The organism is Sphingobium sp. LMC3-1-1.1, from assembly GCF_040676285.1.
Classification (GTDB): Bacteria; Pseudomonadota; Alphaproteobacteria; order Sphingomonadales; family Sphingomonadaceae; genus Sphingobium.
This window is the reverse complement of record NZ_JBEGHQ010000001.1, coordinates 522,572-538,633: the sequence shown is the minus strand read 5'-3', so window position 1 is coordinate 538,633 and position 16,062 is coordinate 522,572. Positions and strand designations below refer to the sequence as shown.

At 63.5% G+C, this 16,062-nt stretch carries 12 protein-coding genes and 2 tRNA genes; 7 read left to right on the top strand and 7 right to left on the bottom strand.

Annotated elements, in window-relative coordinates:
• Nucleotides 1-59: 59 nt before the first annotated feature.
• The 3 genes from MRBLMC3_RS02655 to MRBLMC3_RS02645 all read left to right on the top strand — a co-directional run bounded on the left by MRBLMC3_RS02655 (nucleotide 60) and on the right by MRBLMC3_RS02645 (nucleotide 2,654).
• A complete protein-coding gene (locus MRBLMC3_RS02655; protein WP_133654677.1) occupies nucleotides 60-350 on the top strand; it encodes an integration host factor subunit beta in 291 nt (96 codons plus the stop codon).
• Nucleotides 351-404: 54 nt separating this feature from the next.
• Nucleotides 405-490, top strand: a tRNA-Leu gene (locus MRBLMC3_RS02650).
• A gap of 379 nt (nucleotides 491-869) precedes the next feature.
• Nucleotides 870-2,654: a cation:proton antiporter gene (locus tag MRBLMC3_RS02645; protein WP_363734933.1), complete on the top strand. Its 1,785-nt coding sequence runs from the start codon at nucleotides 870-872 to the stop codon at nucleotides 2,652-2,654.
• Here the strand turns inward: MRBLMC3_RS02645 and MRBLMC3_RS02640 are convergent.
• From MRBLMC3_RS02640 to MRBLMC3_RS02630, 3 genes are all read right to left on the bottom strand, one after another.
• Nucleotides 2,651-3,589, bottom strand: a complete 939-nt coding sequence (locus MRBLMC3_RS02640; RefSeq protein WP_363734935.1) for a glutaminase — start codon at nucleotides 3,587-3,589, stop codon at nucleotides 2,651-2,653. The genes MRBLMC3_RS02645 and MRBLMC3_RS02640 overlap by 4 nt on opposite strands.
• A gap of 218 nt (nucleotides 3,590-3,807) precedes the next feature.
• On the bottom strand, nucleotides 3,808-6,474 hold the full coding sequence (gene alaS / locus MRBLMC3_RS02635; protein WP_363825628.1) for an alanine--tRNA ligase: 2,667 nt from the start codon (nucleotides 6,472-6,474) through the stop codon (nucleotides 3,808-3,810).
• 220 nt (nucleotides 6,475-6,694) lie between these two features.
• Nucleotides 6,695-8,788, bottom strand: a complete 2,094-nt coding sequence (locus MRBLMC3_RS02630; protein WP_363825625.1) for a malate synthase G — start codon at nucleotides 8,786-8,788, stop codon at nucleotides 6,695-6,697.
• Between the two features lie 94 nt (nucleotides 8,789-8,882).
• On the opposite strand from MRBLMC3_RS02630, the gene MRBLMC3_RS02625 reads away from it, so the two are divergent.
• From MRBLMC3_RS02625 to MRBLMC3_RS02610, 4 genes are all read left to right on the top strand, one after another.
• The gene (locus tag MRBLMC3_RS02625; RefSeq protein WP_363825622.1) at nucleotides 8,883-9,806 is read left to right on the top strand and encodes a LysR family transcriptional regulator; all 924 of its coding nucleotides are present in this window, start codon (nucleotides 8,883-8,885) and stop codon (nucleotides 9,804-9,806) included.
• A gap of 10 nt (nucleotides 9,807-9,816) precedes the next feature.
• Nucleotides 9,817-12,084, top strand: a complete 2,268-nt coding sequence (locus MRBLMC3_RS02620) for an NADP-dependent malic enzyme (RefSeq protein WP_363825620.1) — start codon at nucleotides 9,817-9,819, stop codon at nucleotides 12,082-12,084.
• Nucleotides 12,085-12,232: 148 nt separating this feature from the next.
• Nucleotides 12,233-12,907, top strand: a complete 675-nt coding sequence (locus MRBLMC3_RS02615) for a L,D-transpeptidase family protein (protein WP_363734943.1) — start codon at nucleotides 12,233-12,235, stop codon at nucleotides 12,905-12,907.
• 117 nt (nucleotides 12,908-13,024) lie between these two features.
• On the top strand, nucleotides 13,025-14,236 hold the full coding sequence (locus tag MRBLMC3_RS02610; RefSeq protein WP_363825617.1) for an MFS transporter: 1,212 nt from the start codon (nucleotides 13,025-13,027) through the stop codon (nucleotides 14,234-14,236).
• Between the two features lie 32 nt (nucleotides 14,237-14,268).
• Here the strand turns inward: MRBLMC3_RS02610 and MRBLMC3_RS02605 are convergent, their stop codons facing one another.
• The 4 genes from MRBLMC3_RS02605 to MRBLMC3_RS02590 form a co-directional block, all read right to left on the bottom strand.
• A complete protein-coding gene (locus MRBLMC3_RS02605) occupies nucleotides 14,269-14,802 on the bottom strand; it encodes a hypothetical protein (protein WP_363825614.1) in 534 nt (177 codons plus the stop codon).
• A complete protein-coding gene (gene hisI, locus MRBLMC3_RS02600) occupies nucleotides 14,789-15,160 on the bottom strand; it encodes a phosphoribosyl-AMP cyclohydrolase (RefSeq protein WP_363734947.1) in 372 nt (123 codons plus the stop codon). The genes MRBLMC3_RS02605 and hisI overlap by 14 nt, the downstream gene beginning before the upstream one ends.
• 134 nt (nucleotides 15,161-15,294) lie before the next feature.
• Nucleotides 15,295-15,371 (bottom strand) — tRNA-His (locus MRBLMC3_RS02595).
• A gap of 281 nt (nucleotides 15,372-15,652) precedes the next feature.
• On the bottom strand, nucleotides 15,653-15,925 hold the full coding sequence (locus tag MRBLMC3_RS02590; protein WP_007688799.1) for an HU family DNA-binding protein: 273 nt from the start codon (nucleotides 15,923-15,925) through the stop codon (nucleotides 15,653-15,655).
• Nucleotides 15,926-16,062 lie beyond the last annotated feature (137 nt).

Genomic DNA, 16,062 nt, shown 5'->3' with positions numbered 1-16,062 from the left:
GAAGGTCGCGGATTCATTATAAATAAACCGGGAACCAGAAGGGGGAGTCTGGAGGACCAATGATACGCTCGGAACTCATTCAGAAATTGGCTGAGGAAAATCCAAACCTCAACCTCCAGGAAGTGGAAAGGATCGTCGATCTTTTCTTCAAGGAAATAGTCGATCGCCTGTCCAGCGGCGGGCGAGTGGAACTTCGTGGTTTCGGCGCCTTCACGACCAGAGCGCGCGACGCACGGACCGGCCGCAATCCGCGGACCGGCGAACAGGTGCCGGTAGATGCCAAACGCGTTCCCTATTTCAAACCTGGAAAAGAGATGCGGGAGCGCCTGAACGGCAAAGCTGCTCTCTGACCAAACCATGTCCTTGACCTGCGCGCCGTTAGCCTTCAGGGGTGGCGGCCTCAAGCGGACGTGGCGAAATCGGTAGACGCAGCGGACTTAAAATCCGCCTCCCCCTGGGAATGCGGGTTCAAGTCCCGCCGTCCGCACCAGCACTGATTTTGCTGGCTTTTTCGAAGGCTGGCGTTCACCTTTTTGCGTCACGTTCCGACAGCATTCCGACAAGGCTGCGTGCGCTCACGAACCGTTCTGGCCAAGAGTAGCGGCAATCCAGGCATCCACGGCCTCCGCCACAATGGGCGCGTCGAGGCCCATCCCGCCGGCTTCGATGGCGACATCATGTCCCGGCCGTCATGATATTTCGTGGTCAGCAGTTCCACTCGAGCGCTGGATCGATAGCCTTCCCGGTCAGTAAATCCATCGATACTTCCTGCGTCAGGCAGACCATGTCCCGCCTGTCATCATTCGGCATTTTTCCGGCTTGCGGTGCTTAGCGCTGGATATCCGCGGCATTTGTCGCGATGATCCGCCATGGCCGGCGCGATCAATCCTCAGAGTTTCAGCGATTCCCTTGTCATCCTGGGCGCTGCGGGGGTCGTGATCCCCGGCTTTGCTCGGCTTCGGATCAGTCCCGTCATAGGCTTCATCCTTGTCGGGCTCGCGGTCGGACCGTCTGGGCTGGGTGCATTGGTCGGCCAATATCCCTGGCTTTACCATGTCACGATTTCGAACAGGGCAGCGATTGAGCCCTTTGCCGAACTGGGCGTCATCCTGCTGCTTTTTTCCATTGGGCTGGAACTCAGTTTCCGTCGCCTTTGGACCATGCGCACGCAAGTGTTCGGCGTGGGCGCGGCAGAATTGATCGGCGGCGGCACACTGATCGCACTTGGCCTTTATCTCCTTGGGCAGGCGCCAGCAGGTGCCTTTGGCCTTGGCCTTGCGCTCGCGCTGTCATCCACGGCCGTCGTTCTGCCGATGGTCGGCACCCAAAGCGCGGTTGGACGCGCGGCTTTTTCCATGCTCCTCTTCGAGGATCTGGCCCTCGTCCCCATCATCTTCATGTTGGGCGCCCTGGCTCCCTCCGTAGCTGCCAGTCCGGATGGCCCGTGGACCGAACTGGCGGACACGCTGCTCAAAAGCGGTATCACCATCGCCGTCATGCTGGTTCTGGGACGGCTCTGCCTTCCGCACATCTTCAGCCAGGCCGCCCGTACGAAAAGCCCGGAAGTATTCCTGGCCGCCAGCCTGCTGGTCGTCATCGTCTCCAGCATGGCCACGTCCATCGCTGGCCTCTCCCCGATCGTCGGCGCGCTGCTTGCCGGGCTGCTGATCGCGGAAACCGATTATCACGGCGAAGTCGAGGTCATGACGGCGCCGTTCAAAGGACTGGCGCTCGGCGTATTCCTGATTACCGTCGGCATGGGCCTGGACGTACGCGTCATCCTCGCCAACTGGCCTACGCTCATTCTGGCGGTGATCGGCGTCGTCCTCGCCAAAACGATCGTAACTGCTGCCCTGCTCTACCTCTCCGGCGCAAGAAAAGGCGTCGCGCTGGAAGTCGGCGTGCTGATGTCCAGCCCGTCGGAAACCACATTGATCGTGCTGTCCGCCGCCGCCGCGGCGCAGTTGATCCTCCCGTCTACCGCCGCCTTCTGGCAGATCGTGACCGCGATCGGGCTGACCATAACGCCGCTGCTTGCGCGGCTCGGGCACGATGTTGCCCGACGGTTGGAGATGGCGCTGGGCGAAGAAACGCCGGAATTCACCGAAGACCATATCCAGGCGGCGGCGGTCGTGATCGGCTTTGGACGCGTGGGACGCATGGTCTGCGACCTCCTCAACCTGCACAAGCAGCGCTTCATTGTCGTGGAATCCGACCCGGATGTCGTCGCGGAGGCGCGTCGCGGCGGATATCCTATATTGTTCGGTGACGTATCGCGCGCCGAAATGCTCGACAAGCTTCGTCTCGGCCATGCGCGGGCGCTGATCCTGACGATGGACGACCCCGTCCTTTCCGTGCGCGTTACAAAGCGCGTCAGGGGATGGGTGCCCGACCTGCCGATCATCGCGCGTGCGCGGGATACCGATCATGCAGCGCAGCTTTATCGCGCCGGGGCGAGCGATGCCGTTCCGGAAACGCTCGAAAGCTCTCTTCAGCTAGCGGAAACCGCGCTGGTTGACCTGGGCGTCGCAATGGGGCCAGTAATCGCATCGATCCACCAGACCAGGGAGGATTTGCGCATGGGTATCAAGGATGCGGCCCAGCTCGAAACCGCGCCCAAGCTGCGGAGGCTGAGGGCAGATGAGGTGCCTTAATCCGGCGCCGGGGGTGGACTGAAGACGGACCAGCCTGTTTGCCTGGCCAGTTCTTCGAGCGCCAGCGTGCCAAGCTTGCTGTTCCCATTGTCGTTCAGGCCGGGTGACCACACTGCTATGGAGGCGCGACCGGGCACGATCGCCAATATGCCGCCGCCCACGCCTGACTTGCCCGGAATGCCGACGCGGAAAGCGAAATCGCCCGAAGCGTCATAATGGCCGCAGGTCAACATCAGGGCGTTGATCCGTTTTGCCCTGTTCGACGAGACAACCCGGCCGCCTTCGGGGTGCCGACCATCAAGCATCAGGTAACGACCGGCGAGCGCAAGCTGGCGACAGCTCATCTCGATCGCGCATTGATGAAAATAGGTGCCGAGTACCAGATCGACCGGATGACGGATATTGCCGAAGGCGCGCATGTAATTCGCCAGCGCCATGTTGCGAAAACCCGTCGCTGTCTCCGACGCGGCAACGGTCTCATTGATCGCGATGCTGTCGTCATTTGCCAGAAAGCGAACGAAGCGCAGCATTTCGCCAATGGCCACGCGAGGTTGATGGCCGCCCAGATTGACGTCCGCGACGACCACAGCGCCAGCGTTGATGAAGGGGTTTCGGGGAATGCCTTGTTCCTGCTCCAGTTGAACGATCGAATTGAAGGCATTGCCGGACGGTTCCCGTCCGACCCGCTGCCAGAGCTGATCGCCTATTTTGCCAAGCGCCAGGGTCAAGGCGAACACTTTTGAGATGGACTGGATCGAAAAGGCGGTTTCGGAATCGCCACCTTCGATCAGTCGGCCGTCCGCCGTCGCAACCGCTATGCCGAACTGGCCGGGATCGATTTTGGCAAGTTCCGGGATATAGCTGGCAACGACGCCGTGGTCTTCCTGCTCCGCCATATGGGCAACGATGTCGGCCAGGATCGCGGGTAGGTCCATGAGGAAAGCGGCGTCCATTTGCTACGGGGCTCGGCGGAACAGATTACACAATGACGAGCAAGAGCATGCCATTTTTCGGCATGCTGCCGTGGCGCATGAAAAGACAATGCGCGTCGCCATCTTCCATAAAGGACAAAACCGCACTGCTTTCTGCGAAGGAGCACGGTTCGCCAGGAATTGTCCGCCTTTCGCTTGTGAGGACCGGACCTGTCGGTTGGTTACGCCGGCACGCTGGCCAGCGCCGCCTTGACGGATTCTATCGCCGTCTGCGCCTTGTCCCCGTCCGGCCCGCCGCCCTGGGCCATGTCGGGACGACCGCCGCCGCCCTTTCCGCCAAGCGCTTCAACACCGGCGCGAACCAGGTCCACGGCGCTTATCGTGGCCGTGAGATCGTCCGTGACGCCCACGGCGATGCTGGCGCGCCCATCGACCACTGCCAGCACCGCGGAAACTCCGCTGCCCAGCGCCGCCTTGTTCTGATCCACCAATCCGCGCAATTCCTTGGGGTCCAGCCCTTCGATCACCTGACCGATGAAATTGATCGCGCCGACCTTTTCAGGACCAGCCGCCTGGGCACCCGCCCCGCCAGCTCCTGCCCCGCCGAGCGCCAGCGCCTTCTTCGCTTCGGCCAGTTCGCGTTCGAGCCTGCGGCTCTGTTCGACCAGCGCAGTGATGCGGGCGGGGACTTCCTCGGGCGTGGTTCTGAGCGCGGCGGCGGACTGGCGCAAGCGATCCTCGCGGTCGGACAGCCAGAGGCGCGCAGCCTCCCCCGTCAGGGCCTCGATACGGCGAACGCCGCTTGACACGGCCGATTCCGAGATGATCTTGAAGATCGCGATGTCGCCCGTCGCGCGGACGTGCGTGCCGCCGCAAAGTTCGACCGAATAGCTGTTCGCGTCCCCCCTGCCCATGGAAAGCACACGGACTTCGTCCCCATATTTTTCCCCGAACAGCGCCATCGCGCCGGCCGCAATGGCATCGTCCGGGGTCATCAGACGTGTGGTCACCGCTTCATTGTGGCGGATTTGCTCATTCACCTGGGATTCGATCGTCGCGATCTGGCCATGGGTCAAAGCCTCTGGGTGCGAGAAGTCGAAGCGGAGGCGATCCGGCGCAACCAGGCTACCCTTTTGCGTGACATGCGCGCCAAGCTGGTTGCGCAATGCCGCATGCAGCAGGTGGGTGGCGCTGTGATTGGCGCGAATCCGGTCGCGACGGCTGACGTCAACGCTGAGATGCACCGTATCGCCCAGCTTGACGCTGCCCGCGCCGATCTTCGCACGGTGGGCATGGAGCCGGCCAAGCGGCTTGGCGGTGTCCTCGACATCCGCGACGAGTCCGGATTGCGAACTGATCGTGCCCGCATCGCCCATCTGGCCGCCGCTTTCGCCGTAAAATGGCGTCTGGTTGGTGATGATCGTCACCGTCTCACCCGCGGTCGCGCTGTCGAAGTTCACACCGTCCTTGACGATGGCAAGCACCTCGCCCTCGCCCTCGGTCGAACTGTAGCCGATGAACTCGGTATTGCCCGCCTTTTCGGCGATGTCGAACCAGATTTCGTCCGACGCCTTTTCGCCCGAGCCCTTCCACGCCGCGCGCGCAGCGGCCTTCTGCTCGGCCATGGCGGCGTCGAAGCCGGCGCGGTCGACGGTCAGGCCGCGCGAGCGCAGCGCGTCTTCCGTGAGGTCATAGGGGAAGCCATAGGTGTCATAGAGCTTGAACGCGGTTTCACCGGGCAAGGTGTCGCCTTCGGCCAGATCGCCGGTTGCTTCGTCGAGCAGTTTCAGGCCCTTTTCCAGGGTCTGGCGGAATCGGGTCTCCTCACGCAGCAGCGTTTCCTCGATCAGTGGCTGCGCGCGGACCAGTTCCTGATAGGCGCCGCCCATTTCGGAGACGAGGCTGCCGACGAGCCGGTGCATCAACGGCTCCTTCGCGCCGATGATGTGGGCGTGGCGCATGGCTCGGCGCATGATGCGGCGCAGGACGTAGCCGCGGCCCTCATTGGCGGGCAGCACGCCGTCCGCGATCAGGAAGCTGGTCGAACGAAGGTGATCAGCGATGACGCGATGGCTGGCCTTGAACGCACCATCGGTGGCGGTCTTCGTCAGCGCGCCCGATTCCTCGATCAGTGCCCGGAACGTGTCGGTGTCATAATTGTCATGGACGCCTTGCAGCACCGCCGCGATACGTTCCAGACCCATGCCGGTGTCGATGCTGGGCTTGGGCAGTTCGCTGACGATCTCGTTCGCTTCCTGCTCATATTGCATGAAGACGAGGTTCCAGATTTCGACGAAGCGGTCGCCATCTTCTTCGGGCGATCCGGGCGGGCCGCCCCAGATATGGTCGCCATGGTCGTAGAAGATTTCCGAGCAGGGACCGCAGGGGCCGCTGTCGCCCATTGCCCAGAAATTATCCTTGGTGGGGATACGGATGATCCGCTCCTCCGGCAGGCCGGCGATCTTCTTCCAGAGGTCAAAGGCCTCGTCGTCGGTATGATAGACGGTCGCCGTCAGCCTTTCCGGCGACAGGCCCCATTCCTTCGTCAGCAGGGTCCAGGCATGGGTGATCGCCTGTTCCTTGAAATAATCGCCGAAGCTGAAATTCCCCAGCATTTCGAAGAAGGTGTGGTGGCGCGCGGTGTAGCCGACATTGTCGAGGTCATTATGCTTGCCGCCGGCGCGGACCGACTTCTGACTGGATGTTGCGGTCGAATAAGGCCGCGATTCCAGCCCTGTGAAGACATTCTTGAACGGCACCATGCCCGCATTGACGAACATCAGCGTCGGGTCGTTGTGCGGCACCAGAGGCGCGGACGGAACGATGGTGTGGCCGTTGGCCCCGAAATAGTCGAGGAAGGAGCGGCGAATGTCGTTGGTCGAAGTCATTCGGGCGATTTAGTGGGAAGCGCTCCAACGCACAAGCGGGGCTTTTCGTCGTTTATGGGAATATCGCTTGATGGGGCGGGGATTGGGATGGGCGGCAGCGCCGAACGTCCCGCCCCTCAGCACGAGACATGCTCCCAGCGCGAGGCTTGGGAGGCAGGCAGTCGAAGGCTGATGGGGGAATGAGCGGACGTCGCACATTCCCCACCAGACGATTGCAGGATTACTGCGCCTTGACCAGGGCGCGGTATTTGTGGAGCAGCGGCTCGGTATAGCCGTTGGGCTGGGCGACGCCCTCGAAGACCAGTGCGCGGGCGGCTTGCCAGGCGAGGCTTTCCGGATTGCCGCTCATCGGGCTGTAAAGCGGGTCGCCCGCATTCTGGGCATCGACCTTGGCCGCCATGCGGGTGAACGCCGCATCGACCTGTTCGGCCGTGCAGACGCCATGGAGCAGCCAGTTCGCCATATGTTGCGACGAGATGCGCAGCGTCGCGCGGTCTTCCATCAGGCCGATGTCGTGGATGTCGGGAACCTTCGAGCAGCCGACCCCCTGATCGACCCAGCGGACGACATAGCCGAGAATGCCCTGGGCGTTATTGTCCAGTTCCTGGGCAACCTCCTCCTCCGACCAGTTGCGGCCCGGCTGCGCGACCGGGATGGTCAGCAGCTTGTCGAGGGCGGCGACGGGTTCGGCCGCACGTTCCGCCTGGCGGGCGTAGACGTCGATCCGGTGATAATGGGTCGCGTGCAGCGTCGCCGCCGTGGGCGACGGCACCCAGGCGGTGTTGGCGCCGCTCTTGGGATGGCCGACCTTCTGCTCCAGCATGTCGGCCATGCGGTCCGGCGCGGCCCACATGCCCTTGCCGATCTGGGCGCGGCCCGAAAGACCGCAGGCAAGGCCGGTCTGGACATTGCGATCCTCATAGGCCGTGATCCAGTCGCTGGTCTTCATCTCGCCCTTGCGGATCATGGGACCGGCGCGCATCGACGTATGCATCTCGTCGCCGGTACGGTCGAGGAAGCCGGTATTAATGAAGACGATGCGGTCCTTCACCGCCTCTATGCAAGCGGCCAGATTGGCGGAGGTGCGGCGTTCCTCGTCCATGACGCCGACCTTCAGCGTGTGGCGGCCGAGACCCAGAAGGTCTTCGATCGCATCGAACAGGCGGTTGGTGAAGCCGACCTCCTCCGGACCGTGCATCTTGGGCTTGACGATATAGACGCTGCCCGTGCGGCTGTTGCCGCCCTCCTTGCTGAGGTCGTGCATGGCGATCAGCGTGGTGACGATGCCGTCGAGAATGCCTTCAGGCGCTTCCTGGCCATTGGACAGCAGGACGGCGGGCGTCGTCATCAGATGGCCGACATTGCGCACGAAGAGCAGGCTGCGGCCCGGCAGGGTGAAGGTGCTGCCGTCGGGCGCGGTGTAGCTGCGGTCCGGGTTGAGGGCGCGGGTCATCTGCGCGCCGTTCTTCTCGAACGTCTCGACAAGGTCGCCCTGCATCAGGCCAAGCCAGTTGGAATAGGCGGCGACCTTGTCCTCCGCATCGACGGCAGCGACCGAGTCTTCGAGATCGCAGATGGTCGTGAGCGCGGACTCCAGGATAACGTCCGCTATGCCCGCAGGATCGGTCTGGCCGATGGGGTGCGCGCGGTCGAAGACGACTTCGATGTGCAGGCCATTATGGCGGAAGAGACGGCCCTTCTCACTGCGGCCGAGATATTGGCCGGGGTCGGCCAGATTGATGTCTTCGCTGGCAAGGTCCGCCCAGGAGCCGGAGGCGAGCGGGACGGCTTCGTCGAGGAAGGCCTTCGCCCAGGCGATGACCTGCGCGCCGCGCGCGGCGTCATAGCCCTTGCCCGCGGCTGCGCCGGGAATGGCGTCCGTGCCGTAGAGCGCGTCATAGAGGCTGCCCCAGCGCGCATTGGCGGCATTCAGCAGGAAACGGGCATTGAGGATCGGGACGACGAGCTGAGGCCCAGCCAGGCGCGCAACCTCGTCATCGACATTCTCGCTGCCGATCTGGAACGGCGCGGGTTCGGGGACGAGATAGCCGATCTCGCGCAGGAAGCCCTGATAGGCGGCGGCATCGATGGGCTGGCCCGCCCTTTCCTGATGCCATGCATCGATCTGGGCCTGGATCGAGTCGCGTTTGGCCAGCAGGGCGGCATTTTCCGGAGCGAATTGCGCGAAGATCGCGGCAACGCCACGCCAGAAGGCGTCGGCGTCGATCCCGGTGTTGGGGAGCGCGCGTTCCTCGATGAAGCTGGCAAGTGCTTGCGCGACCTGGAGGCCTGCGCGATCGGTCATGCTGGTCATGGAATGATCTCCTTTTGACGCGGGAACATAGACGCGTCGCATTATGTTCGGTAGACGATATTATTCGAATTCAGATTTTCCTCTGGTGAAACAAATGATGGACCCCGATTACGACCTTTTCGCGACCATCGTCGAGGAAGGCGGCATGGCATCGGCGGGAAGAAGGCTGAATGTCTCGCCCGCCATGGTGTCGAAGCGGCTGGTCCGGCTGGAGGACAGGCTGGGGACGCGGCTGATCCATCGAACGACGCGGCGGCTGGCACTGACCCCGGCGGGCGAGCGACTGCACGAGGATCTGCGGGCGATCATGGCCGCGCTTGACGAGGCGGAACGACGCGTATCCGGCGCTTCGGCAGAGGCGGCTGGGACATTGCGCGTGTCGGCGCCCACATCCTTCGGGCGGATGCATGTCGCGCCCTATCTGGGCCGGTTTCTGGAAGCCCATCCCAAGGTGCGCATGCAGATCGATCTGTCGGACGATTATGCCGACCTGGTGGCGACGCGCGCTGACGTGGCCATCCGCATCACGGCGGATCCGGGGTCCGGCCTTGCCGCCCGGCGACTGGCGACCAACAGGCGCGTGCTGTGCGCGGCGCCGCGCTATCTGGACCGTTTCGGCGTGCCCGAGACTGCGGCCGACCTGCGCCGGCATCGCCTCTTGGCGGCGGAAGGGCAATTGCCCTGGCGGCTGCTGGGGCCGAGGGGGCCGGTCTCGATCGAAGGGACCAGCCATGTGCGCACCAACAGCAGCGAAATGGTGCGGGAACTGGCGCTTTCGGGCGTGGGCATCGCGTTGCGTTCGCTCTGGGACGTCAGCGACGCGCTGGAGCATGGGGATATTCGACAGATCATGCCGGATCATGAGGGATCTGTGGACGTCGGCCTTTATGCTGTTCATCTGCCGCAGAATAATCCGCCGCTCGCCATCGCGGCCTTCGTAGATTTCCTGGTCGGGCTCTATGCTCCCAGCCCGCCATGGGAACGGTCGGGCATTGCTCCGGCTGAAAACCGGCTTTAAGGGGCCTTTCATGGACGAAAACACCCGGCGCGCCGCCTTAGACTATCACCGCTATCCTCAACCCGGAAAGCTGAGGATCGAACCGACCAAGCGCATGGTCAACCAGCGCGACCTGGCGCTGGCCTATTCGCCCGGCGTCGCCGCGCCCTGCGTCGACATTGCCGAAGATCCCGACAAGGCGATGGACTATACCGCGCGGGGCAATCTGGTCGCGGTGATCTCCAACGGCACGGCGGTGCTCGGCCTGGGTTCCATCGGCGCACTGGCATCCAAGCCGGTGATGGAGGGCAAGGCGGTCCTCTTCAAGAAATTCGCCGATATCGACGTGTTCGACATAGAGGTCGACACCACGGACCCGGAGAAGTTCGTCGAGGCCGTCGCCCTGCTGGAGCCGACCTTCGGCGGCATCAACCTGGAGGATATCAAGGCGCCCGAATGTTTCGCCATCGAGGCGGAACTGAAGAAGCGGATGAAGATCCCGGTCTTCCACGATGACCAGCATGGCACGGCCATCGTGGTTGCGGCGGCCGTCCGCAACGCGCTGGTATTGCAGGGCAAGACGCTGGCCGATGCCAAGCTGGTGACGTCCGGCGCGGGCGCGGCGGCGCTGGCCTGCGTCGACCTCCTGGTGTCCATGGGCCTGCCAATCGAGAATGTGACGCTGACCGACAAGGACGGCGTGATCCATTCGGGGCGCGAGGGCATGTTGCCGAACATGGCCCGCTATGCCCGCACCACTAATGCGCGGACGTTGCCCGACGTGCTGCCTGGCGCGAACCTGTTCCTGGGCCTGTCGGCGCCGGGCGTGCTGAAGCCCGAATGGTTGCCGTTGATGGCGCCTAATCCGCTGATCTTCGCGCTCGCCAATCCGGAGCCGGAAATCCGCCCGGAAGTGGCACGGGAGGCACGGCCTGACGCCATTATCGCCACGGGACGGTCGGACTATCCCAACCAGGTCAACAACGTCCTCTGCTTCCCCTACATCTTCCGGGGCGCGCTGGATGCGCGGGCGACAGAGATCAACGAGGCGATGAAGGTCGCCGCCGCCGACGCCATCGCCAACCTCGCCCGGATGCCCGCCCACGACAGCGTCGCCCAGGCCTATGGCGGACGCAAGCTGGTCTTCGGTCCTGATTACATCATCCCCACCCCCTTCGACCCGCGCCTGATCGCGGAGATCGCCTGCGCCGTCGCCAAGGCAGCGATGGACAGCGGCGTCGCCAAGAAGCAGCTCGACCTGGAAGCCTATAAGCGCCAGCTCATGCAGCAGAATACGCGCTCTGCCCAGCTGATGCTGCCGGTGTTCGAGGCGGCGCGGGGAACGCAGCGGCGCATCGCCTATGGCGAGGGCGAGGATGAGCGCGTGCTGCGCGCCATTCAGGATGCACTGGAAGAAGGCATCGTACGCCCGGTCATCGTCGCGCGCAGGCGGATATTGAACCAGAAACTGCCGAACCTTGGACTGAGCTTCGAACTGGACCGGGATGTCGAGGTGGTCGATCCCGAAACCGACCATCTGCTGATGGGCGAACTGGTGGAGGCCTATCGCGCCGTCGCGGCGCGTCGCGGTGTTTCGTCGGCAGAGGTGGTGCGCCATGTCTATCGCCGGCCCAGCGTGACGGCGGCCATGCTGCTGCGCACCGGGCGGGTGGATGCCGCTCTGGTGGGCGGCAACAGCGAATATTGGGGCGAGGTCGAGCATGTGCTGCGCATCATCGATCGCACGCCCGGCAACAGCCGGGTCTATGCGCTGTCGGGGCTGATCCTGGACGCGGGCGCGCTGTTCATCACCGACACCCATATGGTGCCCGATCCAACGCCCGAGCAGATCGCGGAAATGGCGCTGCTCGGCGCGACGGAACTCAGGCATTTCGGCCTGACGCCGCGGGTGGCTCTGCTGTCCCACTCCAATTTCGGCGCCTCCCATTCGCCCAGTGCGCGCAAGATGCGCGAAGCGATCAAGCTGGTGAAGAAGGCCGCGCCCGACCTGATGGTCGACGGAGAGATGCATGCCGATGCAGCGCTCAGCCAGGGACTGCGCGAGCGGCTGATCCCGGATTCGCGGTTCGAGGGGCCCGCCAACCTGCTGGTCATGCCCAATCTCGACGCGGCGAACATCACATTGACGGCGCTGTCGGCTTCGTCCAGTTCGCCCACGGTAGGCCCGATGCTGGTGGGGCTGAAGCAGCCTATCCATGTATTGACCCCCGGCGTGACGGCGCGCGGTATATTGAACCTGACCGCCATCGCGGCGGCGGAGGTCGAGCGGGAAGGCTGAAGCCTTAACCTTTGTCTGCCATGGCTTGGCCGGCAATGGACCGGTACCGCCCCAAGGGTGGAGCCGGTTCCCGTCGATCCCTGCCGGAAACGGTCGGGAGAATGCGCCCTTCCGGGCGGGATGACGATGATCGGGTAGTGGCAGGTTCATGGCGGGACAGGTTTCGACTGGAGTCAAGCTGGCGATCGGGGGCGGCGCAGCGGCGGTAATGCTGGTGCTGGGGCTTTCCCTCGGCCGCGGGCGCGACCTGCCTCCGCCTGAAACTGAAAGCGCTCCCACAAAAGAGCCAAAGCCAGTCAAGGCGGCCAAGGCGGCCGAACGCACCCGTGCCCAGCCCGTAGCGGTCGATCCCCAGGCGCTCATGGTCAAACGGGTGCTGGCCATAGACGGCCCCTTCCGCCACGGCGATTATGTCTGGAACGAAAGCGGCGCGCCCGCGACGGGACGGATCATCATCACCGTCGATCTCAAGGCGCAGACCTTGTCGGTCTTCCGCGCAGGCTATGAGATCGGATCGGCGGTCATCCTTTATGGCGCGGATGACAAGCCCAGTCCGCTGGGCGCGTTTCCTGTCATCGAAAAGGACGCCGATCATTATTCGCGAACCTACAACAATGCGCCCATGCCCTACACGCTGCGGTTGACCAGCGACGGCGTCGCGATCCATGGCAGCGACGTTCGTTGGGGCTATGCCACCCATGGCTGCATCGGCGTACCCAAGCCCTTTGCGAAAAGGCTGTTCGGCGTGACGAAGCTGGGCGACCTGGTCGTCATCACCAATGGCAGGATGCTGGATACCAGCCATGCCAAACCCGCCGCCTGAGTTGCGCGGGCCATCATTGCACCTGCAATAAAGTCACGCTCCACGCGGCTTGATTTTCGCAGATAACGTTATCATGTGCGGGCCTCATTCCCATCGCATCGCAACATGGAGCAGCCAATGGCGCAGGCCAGCCGTCCCCCTTCTTCCGGCTCCGTTCACCCCGCGCTCGTCATTCTTGCGCTCTCCATGGGTGCCTTCGCCATTGGCACGACCGAATTTGCAGCGATGAGCCTGCTGCCCTTCTTTGCGAGCGATCTGCGCATCAGCGAACCGATGGCCGGTCATGCGATCAGCGCCTACGCGCTGGGCGTGGTGGTCGGCGCGCCGGTGATCGCAGTGCTGGGCGCAAGGCTGCCACGGCGAACACTGCTGATCGGGCTGATGGCGCTGTTCGCCATCGGCAATGGATTGAGCGCCCTGTCGCCTGATTATGCCACCATGCTGCTGTTCCGCTTCCTGAGCGGCCTGCCCCATGGCGCATATTTCGGCGTGGCGGCGCTGGTGGCGGCGTCGCTGGTGCCGAGCGACCGGCGTGCATTGGCGGTGGCGCGCGTGATGACCGGGCTGACCGTCGCGACCGTGATCGGCGTGCCGGTTGCAAACTGGATGGGACAGGCGCTTGGATGGCGTTGGGGTTTCGGCATCGTGGCGGTGCTGGCAATGATCACCATGTCGCTGGTCGCATTATATGCGCCGCGCGACGCGGGCGATCCGCAAGCCAGTCCGATGCGGGAGTTGGGCGCCCTCAGGAAGCCCCAGGTGCTACTGACGCTGCTGACCGGCGCCATCGGCTTTGGCGGGCTGTTCGCTGTCTATACCTATTTGGCCTCCACCATGATTTCGGTGACCCATGTGTCGGAGCGGTTCGTGCCGATCGTGCTGGCGGTCTTTGGCATCGGCATGACGATCGGCAATCTGGGGGCGGCGTGGGCAGCGGACCGGGCGCAGGGCAGAACCGGGATCATCGTGCTGCTGTGGAGTGCGGCGTCCCTTGCCCTTTTCCCGTTGATGGCTGGAAATATCTGGAGCCTAATGCTGGTGATCTTCATGATCGGCTGCGGCGGGGGATTGGGCAGCGTGCTGCAGACGCGGCTGATGGATGTGGCGGACGATGCGCAGACGCTGGCGGCGGCAGCGCATCACAGCGCCTTCAACATCGCCAATGCGCTGGGACCATGGCTGGGTGGGCTGGCGATATCGGCAGGCTATGGCCTGACCTCGACCGGGTGGATCGGTGCGGGCCTCTCCCTGGGTGGCCTTGCGATCTTCCTTCTGGCGCTTGACCTGCGCCGGAGGTCTTTGTCCTTGGTGGCCGTGGCCTGCGAGTGAGCCGAGCCGGCTTCTACTTTTCCGGGGACGCTCTAATCAGCTTCGCATAGCTGCCCGCCACGGCTGTCACGCGCGTTGAGGGCCGAGGCGGCATCGCTCGCCACGCGAGGGAAGCTGACGCCTTCCAGCGAGCCGCGTCCCCTGCAGAGTTCCGTGCATTTCATGTCGACCACGCCGGGCAATGACAGCTGATCGCCGTCATATTGGGCGACCACGATGCAATGATCGCTGCGGGAAAAGCTGAGTATCAGCTTGTCGCCTGCCTTTCGCGCCGTGCCTTCGCCCGCGCAACTCTGGTCCTCCCCGAAGGTCGCTTCCAGGCCGAAGCGATAATCGCCATTCTTTGCCGGGATTACGCAGAGCGCATCGCGTCCAGCTTCATGTTTTCGCTGGTAGAGGCCGACGGGCGGCACTTTGGCGGCGTCCGCGATTACGCCGGTTTCGATGGCGGCGCGCTCCAGGCCCGAACTGGTCTGAATTCCGGTATCCCGCGGCCCTGGCGCGGAGCCCGCCTGACGCTGGCACGCCGCGAGCAGGAGCAACAGGGCAAGACTAGTTCGGCGCATCGACAGGTGCCAGGCCTTTCGGACCGATGCGGCGGAAGAAACAGGAACGCGCGCCGGTGTGGCAGGTGGGACCGGCAGGCGCGGCCTTTACCCAGACGGCGTCCTGATCGCAATCGATGCGGAGATCGCGCACCTGGAGCATATGGCCGGACGTCTCGCCCTTTTTCCACAGCGCCTGGCGGCTGCGCGACCAGAAATGCGCGAGGCCGGTATCGCGGGTGAGTTGCAGCGCTTCGGCATTCATATGCGCGACCATCAGCAGCTCGCCACTTTCCACATCGGTCACGACGGCAGTGATCAGGCCGTCCCTGTCATATTTCGGATTGAGGGTCAGGCCCTTGTCGCGCGCTTCGTCCATGAGCGGGCTATAGAGGGCTGCAACGCCCGTGCGAAGCCCTGAATGATGGAGAGGCGGGAGACGGACAACTCTTCGACCAGCCCGACGCAAATGGAAGAAGCCGTGTCTGCCCAATAGGGCTTCCAAGAGGAGAATGGGGCGATCGACGGGATCCGAACCCGCGACCTCCGGTACCACAAACCGGCGCTCTAACCAACTGAGCTACGATCGCCACAGGGGCTGTGCCCCTTGAGAGAAGGCCACATATGCGGCCCATCCCGCGCCGTCAAGCGACCTCATGGCGAAAAATCAGCGACGCCGAAATAAAAAGAAAAAGGGGCGAAGAGCCTGACGCTCTCCACCCCTTTTCATGCCCCGGAAAATCAGCGCGCATGGGAACCATCGCCCCTGCTGCGTTAAATCCGGCAATCTCTCCAACAGAAACTTCCGCCAACCGCGATGCCGGCTTGGAATCAAAATGGGACGCCCACGAGGAAGCGCCCCTTGAACCCTTTAGTTAACCGAATCCTTCAGGCCCTTGCCGGCCTTGAACTTCGGCTGGGCCGAAGCCTTGATCGTCATCGTCTCGCCCGTGCGCGGGTTACGGCCGGTCGAGGCCTTGCGCTGAGAAACGGAGAAAGTGCCGAAACCGACAAGGCGGACTTCGTCCCCCTTCTTCAGGGCTCCGGTGATGGCGTCGAAAACGCCCTCGACAGCCTTGCTTGCATCGCTTTTTGAAAGGCCGCTGCTTTCAGCGACTGCGCTGATAAGATCCTGCTTGTTCATGCCTTGGGAACCCCCTTCTAGCTGTTTGGATAGTTTAGGAATCGCGGCGTAGGCGGCGCAATAAGGCCCAGCTTTCGGGCCTTGTCAAAGGGAAAGCGGCGTCAGCAGCCAGTCTGGCGAGATTTTATGGTAAATCC